General features: G+C 76.3%; 19 protein-coding genes, 1 pseudogene and 1 riboswitch. Of the genes and pseudogenes, 12 read left to right on the top strand and 8 right to left on the bottom strand.

Annotated elements, in window-relative coordinates; translation table 11 throughout:
* Positions 1-63 precede the first annotated feature (63 nt).
* A pseudogene (locus tag TEK04_RS21375) lies at positions 64-231 on the bottom strand (lamin tail domain-containing protein); the annotation flags it as partial.
* Between TEK04_RS21375 and TEK04_RS12410 the strand changes: the two are divergent.
* Positions 166-477, top strand: a complete 312-nt coding sequence (locus tag TEK04_RS12410) for a hypothetical protein (RefSeq protein WP_336404652.1) — start codon at positions 166-168, stop codon at positions 475-477. The pseudogene TEK04_RS21375 and the gene TEK04_RS12410 sit on opposite strands and share 66 nt — an antisense overlap.
* A gap of 47 nt (positions 478-524) precedes the next feature.
* On the opposite strand, the gene TEK04_RS12405 is transcribed toward TEK04_RS12410, so the two are convergent.
* On the bottom strand, positions 525-908 hold the full coding sequence (locus TEK04_RS12405) for an acyl-CoA thioesterase (RefSeq protein WP_336404651.1): 384 nt from the start codon (positions 906-908) through the stop codon (positions 525-527).
* A gap of 29 nt (positions 909-937) precedes the next feature.
* Here TEK04_RS12405 and TEK04_RS12400 point away from each other — a divergent pair, with 29 nt between their 5' ends.
* Complete coding sequence (locus tag TEK04_RS12400; protein WP_336404650.1) at positions 938-1,534, top strand: MSMEG_1061 family FMN-dependent PPOX-type flavoprotein; 597 nt, start codon at positions 938-940, stop codon at positions 1,532-1,534.
* Here the strand turns inward: TEK04_RS12400 and TEK04_RS12395 are convergent.
* A complete protein-coding gene (locus TEK04_RS12395; RefSeq protein WP_336404649.1) occupies positions 1,531-2,040 on the bottom strand; it encodes a class I SAM-dependent methyltransferase in 510 nt (169 codons plus the stop codon). The two genes, TEK04_RS12400 and TEK04_RS12395, sit on opposite strands and share 4 nt — an antisense overlap.
* A gap of 67 nt (positions 2,041-2,107) precedes the next feature.
* On the opposite strand from TEK04_RS12395, the gene TEK04_RS12390 reads away from it, so the two are divergent.
* A complete protein-coding gene (locus tag TEK04_RS12390; RefSeq protein WP_336404648.1) occupies positions 2,108-2,533 on the top strand; it encodes a VOC family protein in 426 nt (141 codons plus the stop codon).
* A gap of 9 nt (positions 2,534-2,542) precedes the next feature.
* Here the strand turns inward: TEK04_RS12390 and TEK04_RS12385 are convergent, their stop codons facing one another.
* A complete protein-coding gene (locus TEK04_RS12385; RefSeq protein WP_336404647.1) occupies positions 2,543-2,752 on the bottom strand; it encodes a hypothetical protein in 210 nt (69 codons plus the stop codon).
* A 175-nt stretch (positions 2,753-2,927) separates the two neighbouring features.
* Here TEK04_RS12385 and TEK04_RS12380 point away from each other — a divergent pair, with 175 nt between their 5' ends.
* Entirely contained in the window at positions 2,928-3,512 is a 585-nt protein-coding gene (locus TEK04_RS12380) for a type II toxin-antitoxin system PemK/MazF family toxin (protein ID WP_336404646.1), read from the top strand.
* A 58-nt stretch (positions 3,513-3,570) separates the two neighbouring features.
* Here the strand turns inward: TEK04_RS12380 and TEK04_RS12375 are convergent, their stop codons facing one another.
* Positions 3,571-4,617 carry an AbrB family transcriptional regulator gene (locus TEK04_RS12375; protein ID WP_336404645.1) on the bottom strand — a complete coding sequence of 349 codons (1,047 nt, stop codon included), beginning with the start codon at positions 4,615-4,617 and terminating at the stop codon, positions 3,571-3,573.
* A gap of 125 nt (positions 4,618-4,742) precedes the next feature.
* Here TEK04_RS12375 and TEK04_RS12370 point away from each other — a divergent pair, with 125 nt between their 5' ends.
* A complete protein-coding gene (locus TEK04_RS12370) occupies positions 4,743-5,234 on the top strand; it encodes a DUF1990 domain-containing protein (protein WP_336404644.1) in 492 nt (163 codons plus the stop codon).
* On the opposite strand, the gene TEK04_RS12365 is transcribed toward TEK04_RS12370, so the two are convergent.
* The 3 genes from TEK04_RS12365 to TEK04_RS12355 are packed head-to-tail and all read right to left on the bottom strand — an operon-like array spanning position 5,221 to position 6,397.
* Positions 5,221-5,514 carry a transcriptional regulator gene (locus TEK04_RS12365; protein ID WP_336404643.1) on the bottom strand — a complete coding sequence of 98 codons (294 nt, stop codon included), beginning with the start codon at positions 5,512-5,514 and terminating at the stop codon, positions 5,221-5,223. The two genes, TEK04_RS12370 and TEK04_RS12365, sit on opposite strands and share 14 nt — an antisense overlap.
* On the bottom strand, positions 5,511-5,951 hold the full coding sequence (locus TEK04_RS12360) for a hypothetical protein (protein WP_336404642.1): 441 nt from the start codon (positions 5,949-5,951) through the stop codon (positions 5,511-5,513). The genes TEK04_RS12365 and TEK04_RS12360 overlap by 4 nt, the downstream gene beginning before the upstream one ends.
* Complete coding sequence (locus tag TEK04_RS12355; RefSeq protein WP_336404641.1) at positions 5,948-6,397, bottom strand: hypothetical protein; 450 nt, start codon at positions 6,395-6,397, stop codon at positions 5,948-5,950. The genes TEK04_RS12360 and TEK04_RS12355 overlap by 4 nt, the downstream gene beginning before the upstream one ends.
* A 129-nt stretch (positions 6,398-6,526) precedes the next feature.
* A riboswitch (cobalamin riboswitch) is annotated at positions 6,527-6,645 on the top strand.
* A 38-nt stretch (positions 6,646-6,683) separates the two neighbouring features.
* Between TEK04_RS12355 and TEK04_RS12350 the strand changes: the two genes are divergently transcribed.
* From TEK04_RS12350 to cobA, 7 genes are read left to right on the top strand one after another with little or no spacing between them, the layout of a single operon-like run.
* Complete coding sequence (locus TEK04_RS12350) at positions 6,684-8,735, top strand: putative cobaltochelatase (protein WP_336404640.1); 2,052 nt, start codon at positions 6,684-6,686, stop codon at positions 8,733-8,735.
* The gene (gene cobO / locus TEK04_RS12345; RefSeq protein ID WP_336404639.1) at positions 8,735-9,349 is read left to right on the top strand and encodes a cob(I)yrinic acid a,c-diamide adenosyltransferase; all 615 of its coding nucleotides are present in this window, start codon (positions 8,735-8,737) and stop codon (positions 9,347-9,349) included. The genes TEK04_RS12350 and cobO overlap by 1 nt, the downstream gene beginning before the upstream one ends.
* The gene (locus TEK04_RS12340; RefSeq protein WP_336404638.1) at positions 9,343-10,716 is read left to right on the top strand and encodes a cobyrinic acid a,c-diamide synthase CobB; all 1,374 of its coding nucleotides are present in this window, start codon (positions 9,343-9,345) and stop codon (positions 10,714-10,716) included. Before cobO ends, TEK04_RS12340 begins: the two co-directional genes overlap by 7 nt.
* Entirely contained in the window at positions 10,713-11,108 is a 396-nt protein-coding gene (locus TEK04_RS12335) for a cobalamin biosynthesis protein (protein WP_336404637.1), read from the top strand. The genes TEK04_RS12340 and TEK04_RS12335 overlap by 4 nt, the downstream gene beginning before the upstream one ends.
* Complete coding sequence (cobC, locus tag TEK04_RS12330) at positions 11,105-12,118, top strand: Rv2231c family histidinol phosphate aminotransferase CobC (protein ID WP_336404636.1); 1,014 nt, start codon at positions 11,105-11,107, stop codon at positions 12,116-12,118. The genes TEK04_RS12335 and cobC overlap by 4 nt, the downstream gene beginning before the upstream one ends.
* Positions 12,115-13,167 (top strand): nicotinate-nucleotide--dimethylbenzimidazole phosphoribosyltransferase, encoded by a 1,053-nt coding sequence (gene cobT, locus TEK04_RS12325; protein ID WP_336404635.1) that lies wholly within the window; start codon positions 12,115-12,117, stop codon positions 13,165-13,167. The genes cobC and cobT overlap by 4 nt, the downstream gene beginning before the upstream one ends.
* Positions 13,167-14,402: a uroporphyrinogen-III C-methyltransferase gene (gene cobA, locus TEK04_RS12320; RefSeq protein ID WP_336404634.1), complete on the top strand. Its 1,236-nt coding sequence runs from the start codon at positions 13,167-13,169 to the stop codon at positions 14,400-14,402. The genes cobT and cobA overlap by 1 nt, the downstream gene beginning before the upstream one ends.
* The last annotated feature ends 2 nt before the right edge of the window (positions 14,403-14,404 follow it).

The raw sequence follows: 14,404 nt of genomic DNA, 5'->3' as shown, positions 1-14,404 counted from the left end.
GACGGTCCAGGAGTAGGCGTCCAGCGCGGTCCCGTCGGCGGCGAACAACCGGGCCTGGTCGTCCTTGCCCAGGCCGAAGGTCGCCCCGGGCCACGGCCCGTCCTTCGTGGCGACGACGAGGAAGGCGCCGGGCGCCAGCACGGTGCCCGAGGGCACGGTGACGCCGTGGGTGTCGTCGTCGCGCAGCACCATCCCGGAGAGGTCCTCGTCGGTGGTGCCGGTGTTGACCAGCTCGACGGTGTCGGCGGCGACGTCGACCTCGTTGATGCGGATGCCGGTCGGGGCGGCCGACGCCGGGGAGGCACCGCCGAGCACGAGGACGGAGATGGTGCACGCCGCGGTGGCGAGCAACGCGACGGGGCGGGGCAGGGACGAGCGCACGGGCATCCGATCGCCGGGGAGCAGGGTCGCCGGACCGTGCCGGGGCGAGACGAGCGGGAGGTGAACGACAGGGAACGGACCAGCCGCTCTCCGTGACACACCGCGCCGGAGGTTCCGCAGGGCGACTGCGCGATGACGTCGCGTCAGCTGACGGCGGTGCGCACGTCGTCGGGCCAGGGCACCGGCACGCCGTCGCGGGTGGCCACGTAGGTCGACCGGACGACGCAGCACAGCCGCTCGCCCACCCGCACCTCGAAGGCCAGCGTGAGGCTGGTGCGGCCGAGCCTCTCGAGGTCGCACCGGACGTCGACCACGTCGCCCCAGACCGCCGAGGACGACCACTCCAGCGACGCGGCCTTGACCAACGGCTGCACCCCGCACACGCCGTCGGGGTCCCAGGTCAGCCCGACCGAGGGCCACCAGGCGTTCGACGCCTCGTCGGCCCAGACCAGGTAGTTCGCGTTGAACACCACCCGCTGGTCGTCGCACTCGCTGTACCGGACCGGCGCGCTCCAGGTGACTGACACGAGGGCCCACCGTAGGGGAGGCTGCAGGGATGGACGGCGCACTCGACCACTACCGAGCACCCAACGCCCGGGCGGTGGACAAGGTCATCGACCACGTCGACCACTTCTGCGCGCGGTTCATCGAGCTGTCGCCGTTCGCGACGTTGGCCACCGCCGACGCCGACGGGTTCCCCGACGTCTCGCCCCGCGGCGGCGTCCCCGGGTTCGTGCGGGTGCTCGACCGGCACACGCTGCTGCTGCCCGACCGCGAGGGCAACTACCGCCTGGACAGCCTGCACAACGTCGAGGTCAACCCGCGGGCGGCGCTGATGTTCGTCGTCCCGGGCATCGAGGAGACGCTGCGGGTCTACGGTCGCTGCCGGCTGGCCGCGGCAGCCGACCTCGCCGCCCACCTCGACCTCGTCGAGTTCGGCAAGCCGCCGCTGTCGGTGCTGCTCATGGACGTCGAGCGCGCCTACTTCCACTGCGCCAAGGCGATCATGCGCGCCAAGCTGTGGGACCCCGGCGCCCAGGTGCACCGCTCGGCGTTCCCGCCGATGGGCAAGGTCTGGCGCGAGCACACCGCGGCGGACTCCCCCGCCCAGCCCGACCACGAGATGCGTGCCGAGCTGGCGCAGGAGCTCTAGTCCGTGCGCCGCTCGTAGACCCCGACGACCTCGCCGCGGAAGTGGTCGGTGATGCCGGGGAAGGCAGCCATGACCTTGTCGTGGTCCCAGTCGTCGACCACGTGCACCTCGTGGTGGTTGTGCTCGAGCTCGCCCTGCGGGTAGTGGACGATCGGGATCGACATGTAGACCGCCCGCCCGGCGGCCTCGCCGGCCCGGCGCCAGAGGTCCTGGGCCTCCTCGACGGTCATGTGCTCGGCCACGTCACCGAGGACGACGACGTCGGCCGCCGGCAGCTCGGTGGTGCGGGCGTCACCCAGCAGCACCTCGTCGTACAGCTCGCGCAACCCGTACTTCTCGACGTAGGGCTCGAACACCTCCAGCGCCACCAGGCGCTGCGGCCGGGCGTCGGCGAGGAGCTTGGCGTAGGTGCCGGCCCCCGCCCCGACGTCGAGCACCGAGGCGGGCGCCAGGTCGGTGATCTTCTTGCGGGTCCAGTCCTTGCCCTCGGGCGAGCTGATCGGCACCCGAGGACGCTAACCGCGGACGCCGCGCGCCGCAGAACCGTCGGACCCCCGGGCCACGATGTGCGGCATGGCGCACACCTTCCAGGTCACGGTCGACTGCACCGACCCCCACGAGCTCGCCGACTGGTGGGCCGACGCACTGGGCTGGCAGCGCGAGCCCAGCGACGAGGCGTTCATCGAGCGCATGCTCGCCGCGGGGTACGCCCAGCCGTCCGACACCACCCGGCACCGGGGCGAGCTGGTCTGGGCCGAGGGGGCGGCGATCGTCCACCCCGGGGGCGGCATGCCGCGCATGCTGTTCCAGCGGGTGCCCGAGCCCAAGACGGTGAAGAACCGCGTGCACCTCGACGTCCGGGTGGGCGCCGAGGCCGTCGAGGCCGAGGTCGCCCGGTTGGTGGCGGCCGGGGCGCGCGAACTGCACCGGGCCAGCCAGGGGCCGCACAGCTGGGTGACCCTCGCCGACCCCGAGGGCAACGAGCTCTGCCTCAGCTGAGCTGACGGGTCACTCCCGCTCGAACTCCCGGGCGACCAGGCGGGCGGCGACGGCCTGCTCGTTGCGGGCCCGCTCGCGCTGCCGCTTGCGCACGTGCTCGGGCGCGCGCCCCCGGGCGTCCTCGACGAGCTGGTAGGAAGCCAGGTCGACCGCACGCACCCGCGAGGTGCCGAACAGGCCGGTGCTGGTTGCCGGGCGAACGGGCTCGGCACTGGTCATCCCGGCAGCCTCCTGGTCCGGGCGTCGCGCACGCCCTCGCACCATTGGATGTCCCAGCCGACCCGGGATCAACCCTGGGTGGGCACCGATCGCCCCGGCGGGCGACAGATCTCACGTCCGTCCCAGTTCCGGCGGCGTGTCGGCGCGACGCGCCGGGACGGCTACGGTCGCGGTCATGGCGAACGGGTGGAGGTCGGTGCTGTCCCGGGTGGCGAGCACGGTGGTGTCCACCGTGGCGCGGGAGGCCACCCGTACGGGATCGCCCCGTCGACGGTCCGCGACCGGGCAGGGACCGGCGTCCGAGCCGGTCCGTCGCGCGCCGCTGCCCCCGGCGGGGGCACCCAGCCGACGGTCCCCGGCGGGGGACTTCACCGGCCGGGCCGAGCTGTCCTACTCCCCGCGCGACGACGGGCGGCCCGACCCGGGGGAGATCGTGTGGGCCTGGGTGCCCTTCGAGGAGGGCGACGGCCGCGGCAAGGACCGCCCGGTGCTGGTCGCCGGGCGCGCCGACGGCGACCTCGTCGGGTTCATGCTCACCAGCAAGGACCACGACCGCGACGCCGCGGACGAGGCGCGGCACGGCCGGCACTGGGTCGACATCGGCACCGGCGCCTGGGACCGCCAGGGCCGCCCCAGCGAGGTGCGCGTCGACCGGGTGCTGCGGGTGGACCCCGCCGACGTCCGCCGGGAGGGAGCCGTGCTCGACCGCCGCCGCTTCGACCTGGTGGCCGCCGAGGCCCGCCGGGTGCTCGGCTGGTGACCCGGCCGCCGGTGCGGCAACCGGTGAGCCGGGCGTCGGTGCCGCAGCCGCCGCCGGCTCACCCGCCGCGGCGCAGCCAGCGGGAGACCAGCGGCGCGGTGAGCAGCATGACGAACAGCCGCAGCACCTGGACGGCGAGCACCACGGTGGTGTCGGCGCCGCTCTCGGTGGCCGTGGCCAGCACGGCGTAGAGCCCGCCCGGGGTGGTGGCCAGGTAGGCGGTGAGCGGGCTGACGTCGGCGGTGACGGCCAGGACGGCACCGAGGCCGGCGCAGGCCAGGACCAGTCCGACGATCAGGACCAGGGCGAACGGCAGGGCCCGGCCGACCACCCGCAGGCTGTCCCGGGTGAACGACAGGCCGACCTGCAGGCCGATCACCAGGAAGGCGGCGGCCTCGAGCAGCGCGGGGACGTCGGCGTCGCGGGAGAGGCCGCTCAGGTCGAGGGTGGCCGCCACCAGCATCGGGCCGAGCAACGAGGCCACCGGCAGCCGGGCCAGGCGCCCGAGGGGGATGCCGACGGCCACGCCCACCACGGTGAACAGCACGCCGGCCCAGGCGCCCGGGCCGGCGTCCACCGCTCCGCTCCCCTGGCCGCCGACCGCGCCGAACCCGACCGCCGCGACCACCGGCATGGTGACCACGATCAGCAGCACCCGCAGGTACTGGAGGACGGCGACCATCCGCGCGTCGGCGCCCAGCTCGCGGGCCATCACGGTGATCCCCGAGGCACCCCCGGCGACCATCGCGAAGGCGCCGGTCACCCGGCTCACCCCGGGCCGCAGCGCCATGAGCCGGCCGGCGAGGAGGCTGAGCAGCAGGGTGCCGACGGTCACCGCGAGCACCGGCAGCCAGTCGGCCGCCACGGCCCGCAGCGTCGACAAGGAGACCAGCGCACCGATCGAGACCCCGACGACGGCCTGCGCGCCGGTCATGCCCTGCCTGGGCAACGTCACCGGGCGGGCGACCAGCAGGGCGCGCCCGAGCCCGGTGGCGAGCCCCGCGAACAGCGCCGCGGAGGGCACACCCAGCCGGTCGAGCAGCACCGCGAGCGCGGCGGCGGCGACGAGCACCCCGACCAGGTCGAGGGTGCTCCGGCGGCTCATCGCCGCCCACTCTGCTCCTGCGGCCCCGGCCATGCGCCGGCGACACCGCCGAGCGCGTCACCGTCCCGGTCCCGACCGACCGGAGACCGGCCCGGGTGCGCAGACGATGACCGAGGATGGGCCTCGTGAGCCCGAGCCGCACCCGTCCCGCCGACGCCGCCTGGTCGCCCGCCGCGCCGGGGTGGCGGGTGCACGCCGAGACCGTGGCCATCGGCCGGGGCCACCAGGCCTGGGCCGACGCCAGCGCAGTGCTGGAGTGGGCGGTGAAGACCCGCAGCGGGTTCGCCGTCCGACCACCGGGCCGGGTGCGCGAGGGCGCCGATCTCGACCTGGTGGCCGCGGTCGGGCCGTTCCGCGTCCGGGAGCCAGTGCGGGTGGTCGCCGTCGTGGAGACCGACGCCCGTCGCGGCTTCGCCTACGCCACCCGACCAGGCCATCCTGTGACCGGCGAGGAAGCATTCGTCGTCCACCGGCAGGACGACGGTCAGGTCTGGTTGACCTTGCGGTCGCTGACCCGTCCCGGCAGCGGGTTGTGGCGTCCGGTCTACCCGCTCCTGCTGATCGCCCAACGGGTGTACCGGCGCCGCTACCGACGCGCGCTGGTCAGCCGCCCGTGATGCGGCGGAGCTCGGCGACGTGGGCGGTGAACGCAGCCCGGCCGACCGTGGTGAGCGACAGCGAGGTGCGCTGGCGGGAGGCGACGGTGGCCTTGCGCACCTGCACGTAGCCGGCGTCCTCGAGCTGCTTGACGTGCTTGGACAGCACCGAGTCGCTCACCCCCACCGCGTCGCGGACGGCGGCGAAGTCCATGACGTCGACGGCGGCGAGCAGGCCGCACACCTGCAACCGGGGCGGGGCGTGCACGACCTGGTCGAAGCGGGGCTCGACGGCGGTCACACGCCCTCCCGCAGCTCCCGCTGCCAGGCCCGGGTCCAGCGGTGGGTCAGCACCGCGATCGCGGCGCCGAGCACCGCACCGGCGGCGACGAACAGCCACGGCAGCGCGAGCGCGTAGGTCGGCACGAGGACGGCGAGCACGAACACCGCCCAGCCGGCCATCTGCTTCGGCGGGGTGTACACCCACACGCCGGTGCGGCTGCGGTAGGTCCGCACCAGCAGGGCGACGCCCACGCCGAAGACCAGCAGTGCCGCGCCGGTCACCGCGGCCGAGTCGACGGCGTTCGAGGCGACCAGCACGAACAGCAGCAAGCCCAGGGCCGGGCCGAACCAGCGCGGCGGGGCCACGCGGTCGGCGAGCGCGGCCCGGTCGGCATCCAGGGCGGCGAGATCGGCAGCGGCACGGTCGGCGGCGGCCCGCTCGCGGTCGGCGGTCACCGCCCGCTCCGCAGGTCGCGCTGGTAGGCCGTCGTCCACCGCCGACTGAGCAGGGCCGCGCCGACGCCGAGCAGCACCCCGGCCCCGACCATCGCGTACGGCACGTCGAGCAGGAACTCGGCCGCCAGCCCCACCACGAGCACGACCGCGCACGCGAGCCCCCACAGCCGGATGAGCGGCTTGGTCGACGGGCTGCCGTGGAACCCGCTCACCCACAGGCCGGTGTGCCTGCGGTAGGCCCGCACCAGCAGCCCGATGCCGAGGGCGAACACCGGGAGCGCGGCCACCGTCACCCAGGGGTAGCTGAAGGAGTAGGTGGCCAGGAAGCCGCCGACCAGCACGCCCAGCGCCGGGTCGTACCAGCCGGGCTGGCGCACCCGGTCGGCCAGCGCGGCGCGGTCCCCGTCGAGTGCGGCCAGCGCGGCCGCGGCGTCATCTCTTTCCATGTCGGAAAGTCTGTCTGCTCACTTTCCGATCTGTCAAGTCACTCGCCCGGGGTGGCCGGTGGTCGTGCACGGTGGCCGCCCGTCGCTCGGCTGGGCCAGCCTGCAGGATGTCCGGCCACCCCCCGGGCGTGGTCTCATTGGCGACGAACTGCGACGGCAGTGCAGGAAGCCGGTGGAACTCCGGCGCGGTCCCGCCACTGTCAGCCCTCCGGGGTGAGCCAGGAACTGCCGCCGTCGCCACCTGCCACCTCCGGGCGCGGACACCCGGGGAGAGGAACGCACACCCGTGGTCTACCCCTTCAGCGCCGTCGTCGGCATGGACGACATGCGGCTGGCCCTCCTGCTCAACGCCGTCTCCCCCGCCGTCGGCGGTGTGCTGGTGCGCGGCGAGAAGGGGACGGCGAAGTCGACGGCGGTGCGCGCGCTGGCCGCCGTCCTGCCGCCGGTGGACGTCGTCCCCGGGTGCCGGTTCGGCTGCGACCCGGCCGCCCCCGACCCGGCCTGCCCCGACGGCCCGCACCCCGCCGACGGGCCGTCGTCGCAGCGCCCGGCCCGCCTCGTCGAGCTGCCGGTGGGCGCCTCGGAGGACCGGCTGGTCGGCTCGCTGGACATCGAGCGCGCGCTCACCGAGGGCGTGAAGAGCTTCGAGCCCGGCTTGCTGGCCGCCGCGCACCGCGGCGTGCTCTACGTCGACGAGGTCAACCTGCTGCACGACCACCTCGTCGACCTGCTGCTCGACGCCGCCGCGCTGGGCCGGGCCTACGTCGAGCGCGAGGGCGTCTCGGTGCAGCACGCGGCCCGGTTCCTGCTGGTCGGCACGATGAACCCCGAGGAGGGCGAGCTCCGCCCGCAGCTGCTGGACCGCTTCGGGCTCACCGTCGAGGTGGCCGCGCCCCGCGACGCCGCGCTGCGCGCCGAGGTGGTGCGCCGCCGGTTCGCCGCCGACGCCGACCCGGCCGGCTTCGAGGCCGGGTGGGCCGACGAGGAGCGTTCGCTGGCCGCCCGGATCGCCGCCGCCCGCGCCCTGCTCCCCCGCGTGGTGCTCGGCGACGCCGCGCTGGGCCAGGTCACCGCCGTGTGCGCCGCCTTCGGCGTCGACGGCCTGCGCGCCGACATCGTCACCGCCCGCGCCGCCATCGCGCACGCCGCCTGGAGCGGCCGCGAGCAGGTGACCGAGGACGACGTCCGGGTGGCCGCGCGGCTGGCTCTCCCCCACCGCCGCCGGCGCAACCCCTTCGACGCCCCCGGCCTGGACGAGGAGACCCTGGAGCAGGCCCTCGACGACGCCCGCCCCGACCCGGACGACGACCCCACCCCGCCCGAGGGCCGCGGCAGGGACGACGACCCCACCGACGGCACCGCCAGCGACAGCACCCCCAGCGACGGCGCCCTCCGCGACGGCACGGGATCCTTTCCTGACCGGTCGGGCGCCGATCGATCGGGAGGGGATCCCTCGCCTCCCTCGGGCGAGGGCGAGGGCGAGCAGGCCGCCGACGACCAGCCGGCCGGCGCCGCACCCGAACGAGCGGCCGTCGCGCCCGACGCCGCCTTCCGGGCCCGGCGGCTGGAGGTCCCCGGCATCGGCGCGGGCGTGGCCGGCCGACGGTCCAGGGCACGCAGCGAGCGCGGGCGGGTCGTCGGCTCGACCCGCCCGACCGGCACGGTGACCCGCCTGCACCTGGTCGACACCGTGGTCGCCGCCGCCCCGCACCAGCGCGAGCGCGGCCGCACCGGCCCCGGGCTGCGGCTGGCCCGCACCGACCTGCGGCAGGCCGAGCTCGAGGGCCGCGAGGGCAACCTGGTGCTGTTCGTCCTCGACGCCTCGGGCTCGATGGGCTCGCGCACCCGGGTCGCCGCGGTGAAGGGCGCCGTCCTGTCGTTGCTCACCGACGCCTACCAGCGGCGGGACAAGGTCGGCCTGGTGACCTTCCGGGGTGCCGACGCCGAGCTGGCGCTGCCGCCCACCTGGTCGGTGGAGGCCGCCGCCGCGCGGTTGGCCGACCTGCCCACCGGCGGGCGCTCCCCCATCGCGGCCGGGCTGCTGCGGGCGCACGAGACCCTGCGCGTCGAGCGGGTGCGCGACCCGCGGCGCCGTCCGCTGCTGGTGGTGGTGACCGACGGCCGGGCGACCGGCGAGCGCGGCACCGACCACCTCGGCCAGGCGCACCGCGCCGCCGGGCTGCTGCAGGCGGCGGGCACCGCGTCGGTGGTCGTGGACTGCGAGTCCGGGTTCGTGAAGCTCGGGCTGGCGCACACCCTGGGGATGCACCTGGGTGGGCAGACCCTCCGACTGGAGGAACTGGGCGAGCTGGTGCAGAACGTGAAGGCGGCTGCCTGATGCCCCAGGGACAGGTCACCGCGGTGCCGGTCGACGGGCTGACCACCAAGCAGCGGCGCAACCGGCCGCTGCTGGCGGTGCACACCGGCACCATGAAGGGCAAGTCCACCGCCGCCTTCGGCATGGCGATGCGCGCGTGGAACCAGGGCTGGTCGATCGCGGTCTACCAGTTCGTCAAGAGCGCGAAGTGGAAGGTCGGCGAGGAGAACGTCATGGCCACCCTCGGCCGGCTGCACGCCGAGACCGGCGAGGGCGGACCCGTGGTCTGGCACAAGATGGGCTCGGGCTGGTCGTGGTCGCGCAAGCAGGGCGACGAGACCGACCACGCCGCCGACGCCGCCGAGGGCTGGGCGCAGATCAAGCGAGACCTGGCCGCCGAGGCGCACCGCTTCTACGTGCTCGACGAGTTCACCTACCCGATGAAGTGGGGCTGGGTCGACGTCGAGGACGTCGTCGAGACCATGCGCACCCGGCCGGGCAACCAGCACGTGGTGATCACCGGGCGCGACGCCCACCCGGCGCTGGTCGAGGCCGCCGACCTGGTCGTGGAGATGACCAAGGTCAAGCACCCGATGGACGCCGGCCAGAAGGGCCAGCGAGGCATCGAATGGTGACCGTCCCGCGCATCGTGCTGGCCGCGCCCTCGTCGTCGGCGGGCAAGACCTCCGTCGCCACCGGGTTGATCGCCGCGCTCACCGACCGCGGACTGGCCGTCTCGCCGCACAAGGTGGGCCCGGACTACATCGACCCGGGCTACCACTCCCTCGCCGCCGGGCGCCCCGGACGCAACCTGGACAACTGGCTGGTCGGCTCCGAGCGCATCGCCCCGCTGTTCCTGCACGGTGCCCGGGGCGCCGACGTCGCGGTGGTCGAGGGCGTCATGGGCCTGTTCGACGGCGCCAGCCACCCCTCGGTCGAGCCCGGTTTCGGCTCCACGGCGCACGTGGCCACCCAGCTGCAGGCCCCCGTCGTCCTGGTCGTGGACGCCAGCGCCCAGGCCCGCAGCGTCGCGGCCGTCGTCCACGGGTTCGCCACCTTTGACCCCACCGTCCGCCTCGGCGGGGTCATCCTCAACCGGGTGGGGTCCGACCGGCACGAGGCGATCCTGCGCGAGGCGCTGGGCTCGGCCGGGGTGCCGGTGCTCGGCGCGGTGCGCCGGATCGCCGACCTGGAGACGCCGTCCCGCCACCTGGGCCTGGTGCCCGCCGCCGAGCGGTCGGCCGAGGCGGTGCGGACGGTGCGCGCTCTGGGCGCCGTCGTCGGGTCGTCGGTCGACCTGGACGCCGTCCTGCGGCTGGCCCGCAGCGCCCCCGACTTCGACGCCGCGCCCTGGGACCCGGCCGCCGAGGTCGAGCGGACCGAGGGCCGGCCGGTCGTCGCCGTCGCCGGTGGACCCGCGTTCACCTTCGGCTACGCCGAGACCGCCGAGCTGCTGGCCGCCGCCGGAGCCGACGTCGTCACCGTCGACCCGCTGCGGGACCAGTCGCTGCCCCCCGGCACCGCGGGTCTGGTGGTGGGCGGCGGCTTCCCCGAGGTGCACGCGACCGCGCTGGCCGCCAACGTCGGCCTGCGGACGGCGATCGCCGAGCTGGCGGCCACGGGTGCGCCGATCGCGGCCGAGTGCGCCGGGCTGCTCTACCTCGCCAGCGCCCTGGACGGCGAACCGATGTGCGGGGTGCTCGACGCCGAGGCGGCGATGCACCCGCGGCTGACCCTGGGTTACCGGGCCGCCGTGGCCATGACCGACAGCGTGCTGGCCCCGGCCGGCACGCGGGTGCGCGGGCACGAGTTCCACCGCACCCGCACCAGCCCCGGCGCGGGGGCGACGCCGGCGTGGCAGTGGAGCGCCGACGGGCCCGAGGGGTTCGTGCAGGGCGGGGTGCACGCCTCCTACCTGCACCTGAACTGGGCCGGGTCGCCGCACATGGCGTCGCGGTTCGTGGCCACCGCCGCCCGCGCCCGCACCGGGGTCCCCTCGTGACCGGCACCCCCGCCCAGCCCGGATCAGAGGCCAGGGAGGCGGTCGAGGTGGTCGTCGGGGTGGGTGCACGGCCGGGGACGCCGGCCGACGAGGTCCTGGCCGCCGTCGACGCCGTCCTGCCGCCCGGGGCCCGGGTCACCGCCCTGGCCACCGTCGACCGCCGGGCCGCCGAACCCGGCCTGCAGGCCGCGGCCGCGAGCCGCGGGTGGACCCTGGTCGGGCTCGCGGTCGACCGGTTGGCGCAGGTGCCGGTGCCCACCGTCTCGGCCCGGGTGGCCGCGGCCCTCGGCACGCCGTCGGTCGCCGAGGCCGCCGCGCTGGTCGAGGGCGGCACGCTGGTCGCGCCGCGGACGGTGCACGGCCGGGTCACGGTCGCCGTCGCCGCCCGATGACGGCGCCGGGGCCCGACCTCCACCACCACGGGGACGTCGAGGCCGTCCCCGGCCTGGTCGACCTCGCGGTCAACGTGCGCGCCGGCACGCCCCCGCCCTGGCTGCGGGAGGTGCTGCACGCGGCGCTCGAGCGGTCCGCTGCCTACCCCGACCAGGCCCGCGCCCGGGCCGCGGTGGCCGCCGCGCACGGCCGGCCCGAGGACGAGGTGCTGCTCACCGCCGGGGCCGCCGAGGTGTTCACCCTCGTCGCCCGGGCCCTGCAGCCCCGGCGCGCGGTCGTCGTCCACCCGTCGTTCACCGAGCCCGAGGCCGCGCTGCGCGCGCACGGCCACGCGGTGCACCGGCACCTGCTCGTGCCGCCGTCCTACCTGCTCACCCCGCCGCCGGAGGACGCCGACCTCGTCGTGCTCGGCAACCCGACCAACCCGACCTCGGTGCTGCACCCGGCCGACGCCGTCGCCGCGCTGTGCCGGCCGGGCCGCACCGTGGTGCTCGACGAGGCGTTCGCCGACACCGACCCCGGGCAGCCGCAGTCGCTGGCCGGCCGGCGCGACCTGCCGGGCCTGCTCGTGGTGCGCAGCCTGACGAAGACGTGGGGGCTGGCGGGGTTGCGGGTCGGCTACGCCCTGGGTCCGCCCGACCTGGTCGCCGCGCTGGCCGCGCACCAACCGCACTGGGCCGTCTCCACCCCGGCGCTGGCGGCGCTGGAGGCCTGCGCGGGCGCCGACACCGACGGGTACGCCCGGGAGCTCGCCGACCACCGCGCCGCCCTGCTCGACCTGCTCCCGCCCGGCGTCACCCCCGTGGGCACGCCGCGCTCGTCGTTCGTGCTGCTCCGGGTCCCGGGCGCCGAGCGGGTGCGGCAGCGGCTGCGCGACGCCGGGTTCGCCGTCCGGCGCGGGGACACCTTCCCCGGCCTGGACCCCGACCACCTGCGGGTCGCCGTGCGCGACCCGGCCACCTCGGCCGCGTTCGCCGCAGCCCTGGCTGAGATCCTGGAGCGACCATGAGCCTGCTCGACGAGACCATCGCCGCCATCGCGCCCCGCGACGCCGGGGCCGAGCGGGCCGCCCGCGAGCGGCTGGACCGCATGACCAAGCCCCCGGGCTCGCTCGGCGTCCTGGAGGACGTCGCCGCCCAGCTGGCCGGCACCGCCGGGGTGTGCCCCGCACCGCTGCCCGCACCCGCCGCCGTCGCGGTGTTCGCCGGCGACCACGGCGTGCACGCCCAGGGCGTCACCCCGTGGCCGCAGGAGGTCACCGCGCAGATGGTGGCCAACTTCGCCGCCGGCGGGGCCGTGGTGAACGCCTTCGCCGCCTCGCTGGACGCCGACGTCGTGGTCGTGGACGTCGGGGTGGCGACGCCGTCGCACCCCGCCCCCGGCTTCCTCGACCGCAACGTCCGCCGCGGCACCGCCGACCTCGCCGAGGGCCCGGCCATGACCCTCGACGAGGCCCGCCGGGCCGTCGAGGTCGGCATCGAGGTGGCCACCGGGCTGGCCGCCGAGCACGGCTGCCTGGTCACCGGGGACATGGGCATCACCAACACCACCGCCTCGGCCGCGCTGGTCTGCGCGTTCACCGGGGCCTCGCCGGACGACGCCACCGGGCGCGGCACCGGGATCGACGACCCCACGCTGGCCCGCAAGGTGGCCGTCGTCGAGCGCGCCCTGGCCCGGCTGGACGGCGGCCGCGACCCGCTGACCGTGCTGGCCGAGCTGGGCGGGCTGGAGCACGCCGCCCTGGCCGGGTTCGTGCTCGGCGCGGCCGCCGCGCGGGTGCCGGTGGTGCTCGATGGCGTCATCGCCGGATCCGCGGCCCTGGTCGCCGCCGCGCTGTGCCCCGCCGCGCTCGAGCACTCCTTCGCCGGGCACGTGTCCGCCGAGCCCGGCCACGCCCTCGCGCTGCGCCACCTGGGCCTGCGCCCGCTGCTGGGCCTGGACCTGCGGCTCGGCGAGGGCACCGGCGCGCTGCTCGCCGTCCCGCTGGTCGCCGCCGCCGCGCGGGCGCTGGCCGACGTCGCCACCTTCGACGCCGCCGGCGTCACCGAGAAGGCCTGATGCCCGCCACCCCCGTCGACCCGGCGTCCGGGTCGGTCTACCCGATCGGTCTGCGGCTGACCGGCAAGCGCGTCGTCGTGGTCGGCGGCGGGCAGGTCGCCCACCGCCGGGTGGCCGGGCTGCTGGACGCGCACGCCGTCGTCACCGTGGTCAGCCCCGAGGTCACCCCGGCGCTCGAGGCGCTGGTGGGCCCCGGCTCGGTGACCTGGCTGCGCCGGCCCTACGCCCCCGGGGACCTCGCCGAGGCCTGGTACGCCGTGGCCGCCACCGACTCCCCCGCGGTGAACGCGGCGGTGGCCGCGGAGGCCGAGGAGCGGCGCATCTTCTGCGCCCGCGCCGACGACCGCTCCCGCTCCAGCGTGTGGACGCCGGCGGTGGGCCGGCAGGGCGACGTCGTGGTCAGCGTGCACGGCGGCGGCGACCCGCAGCGCGCCGTCGGCATCCGCGACGCCGTCCTCGCCGGGCTCACCGACGGCACCGTGCCCGACACCGTCGGGCGGCCCCGCGACGGGCGCGGCAGCGTCGTGCTGGTCGGCGGCGGCCCCGGCGACCCCGGTCTGATGACCGTGCGGGGCCGGCAGGCGCTGGCCACCGCCGACGTCGTGCTGGCCGACCACCTGGCTCCGCAGTCGCTGCTGTCCTCGCTGCCCCCGCACGTGGAGGTGGTCGACGCCTCGAAGCTGCCCCGCGGGCGGTCGATGGCCCAGGAGCAGATCAACGCCCTGCTGGTCGAGCACGCCCTGGCCGGGAAGCGGGTGGTGCGGTTGAAGGGCGGTGACCCGTTCGTCTTCGGCCGCGGCTTCGAGGAGCTCGAGGCCTGCACCGCCGCCGGGGTGCCGGTGGAGGTCGTGCCCGGCGTGACCAGCGCCATCGGCGTCCCCGGGCTGGCCGGTGTGCCGGTGACCCACCGCGGCATGACGCACGAGTTCGTCGTCGTCTCCGGGCACGTCCCGCCCGACCACCCGGCCTCGCTGGTCGACTGGCCGTCGGTGGGCCGGCTGCGCGGCACCCTGGTCGTCCTCATGGGCGTCGAGACCGCGCCGGCGATCGCGGCCGCGCTCGTCGAGCACGGCCGCCCCGCCGACACCCCGGTCGCCGTCGTCGTCGACGGCGCGAGCCCCGCCCAACGACTGTTCCGCACCACCCTGGCCGACCTCGGCGCGACGATCGCCGCGGAGGGTGTCCGGCCGCCGGCCGTCTGGGTGGTGGGGGACGTCGTCGGGCTCGGGGCCTGACC

This window comes from Klenkia sesuvii, assembly GCF_037083825.1.
In the GTDB taxonomy this organism is placed as follows: Bacteria; Actinomycetota; Actinomycetes; order Mycobacteriales; family Geodermatophilaceae; genus Klenkia; species Klenkia sesuvii.
The sequence above is the reverse complement of the archived record's forward strand: the minus strand, read 5'-3'. Positions and strand labels throughout refer to the sequence as shown.

Coding starts and splice junctions, on each gene's coding strand:
- TEK04_RS12400 (WP_336404650.1), top strand. CDS start 938: ATGGACGGCGCACTCGACCACTACCGAGCACCCAACGCCCGGGCGGTG.
- TEK04_RS12390 (WP_336404648.1), top strand. CDS start 2,108: ATGGCGCACACCTTCCAGGTCACGGTCGACTGCACCGACCCCCACGAG.
- TEK04_RS12385 (WP_336404647.1), bottom strand. CDS start 2,752: ATGACCAGTGCCGAGCCCGTTCGCCCGGCAACCAGCACCGGCCTGTTC.
- TEK04_RS12380 (WP_336404646.1), top strand. CDS start 2,928: ATGGCGAACGGGTGGAGGTCGGTGCTGTCCCGGGTGGCGAGCACGGTG.
- TEK04_RS12375 (WP_336404645.1), bottom strand. CDS start 4,617: ATGAGCCGCCGGAGCACCCTCGACCTGGTCGGGGTGCTCGTCGCCGCC.
- TEK04_RS12355 (WP_336404641.1), bottom strand. CDS start 6,397: ATGGAAAGAGATGACGCCGCGGCCGCGCTGGCCGCACTCGACGGGGAC.
- cobO (WP_336404639.1), top strand. CDS start 8,735: ATGCCCCAGGGACAGGTCACCGCGGTGCCGGTCGACGGGCTGACCACC.
- TEK04_RS12340 (WP_336404638.1), top strand. CDS start 9,343: ATGGTGACCGTCCCGCGCATCGTGCTGGCCGCGCCCTCGTCGTCGGCG.
- cobC (WP_336404636.1), top strand. CDS start 11,105: ATGACGGCGCCGGGGCCCGACCTCCACCACCACGGGGACGTCGAGGCC.
- cobT (WP_336404635.1), top strand. CDS start 12,115: ATGAGCCTGCTCGACGAGACCATCGCCGCCATCGCGCCCCGCGACGCC.
- cobA (WP_336404634.1), top strand. CDS start 13,167: ATGCCCGCCACCCCCGTCGACCCGGCGTCCGGGTCGGTCTACCCGATC.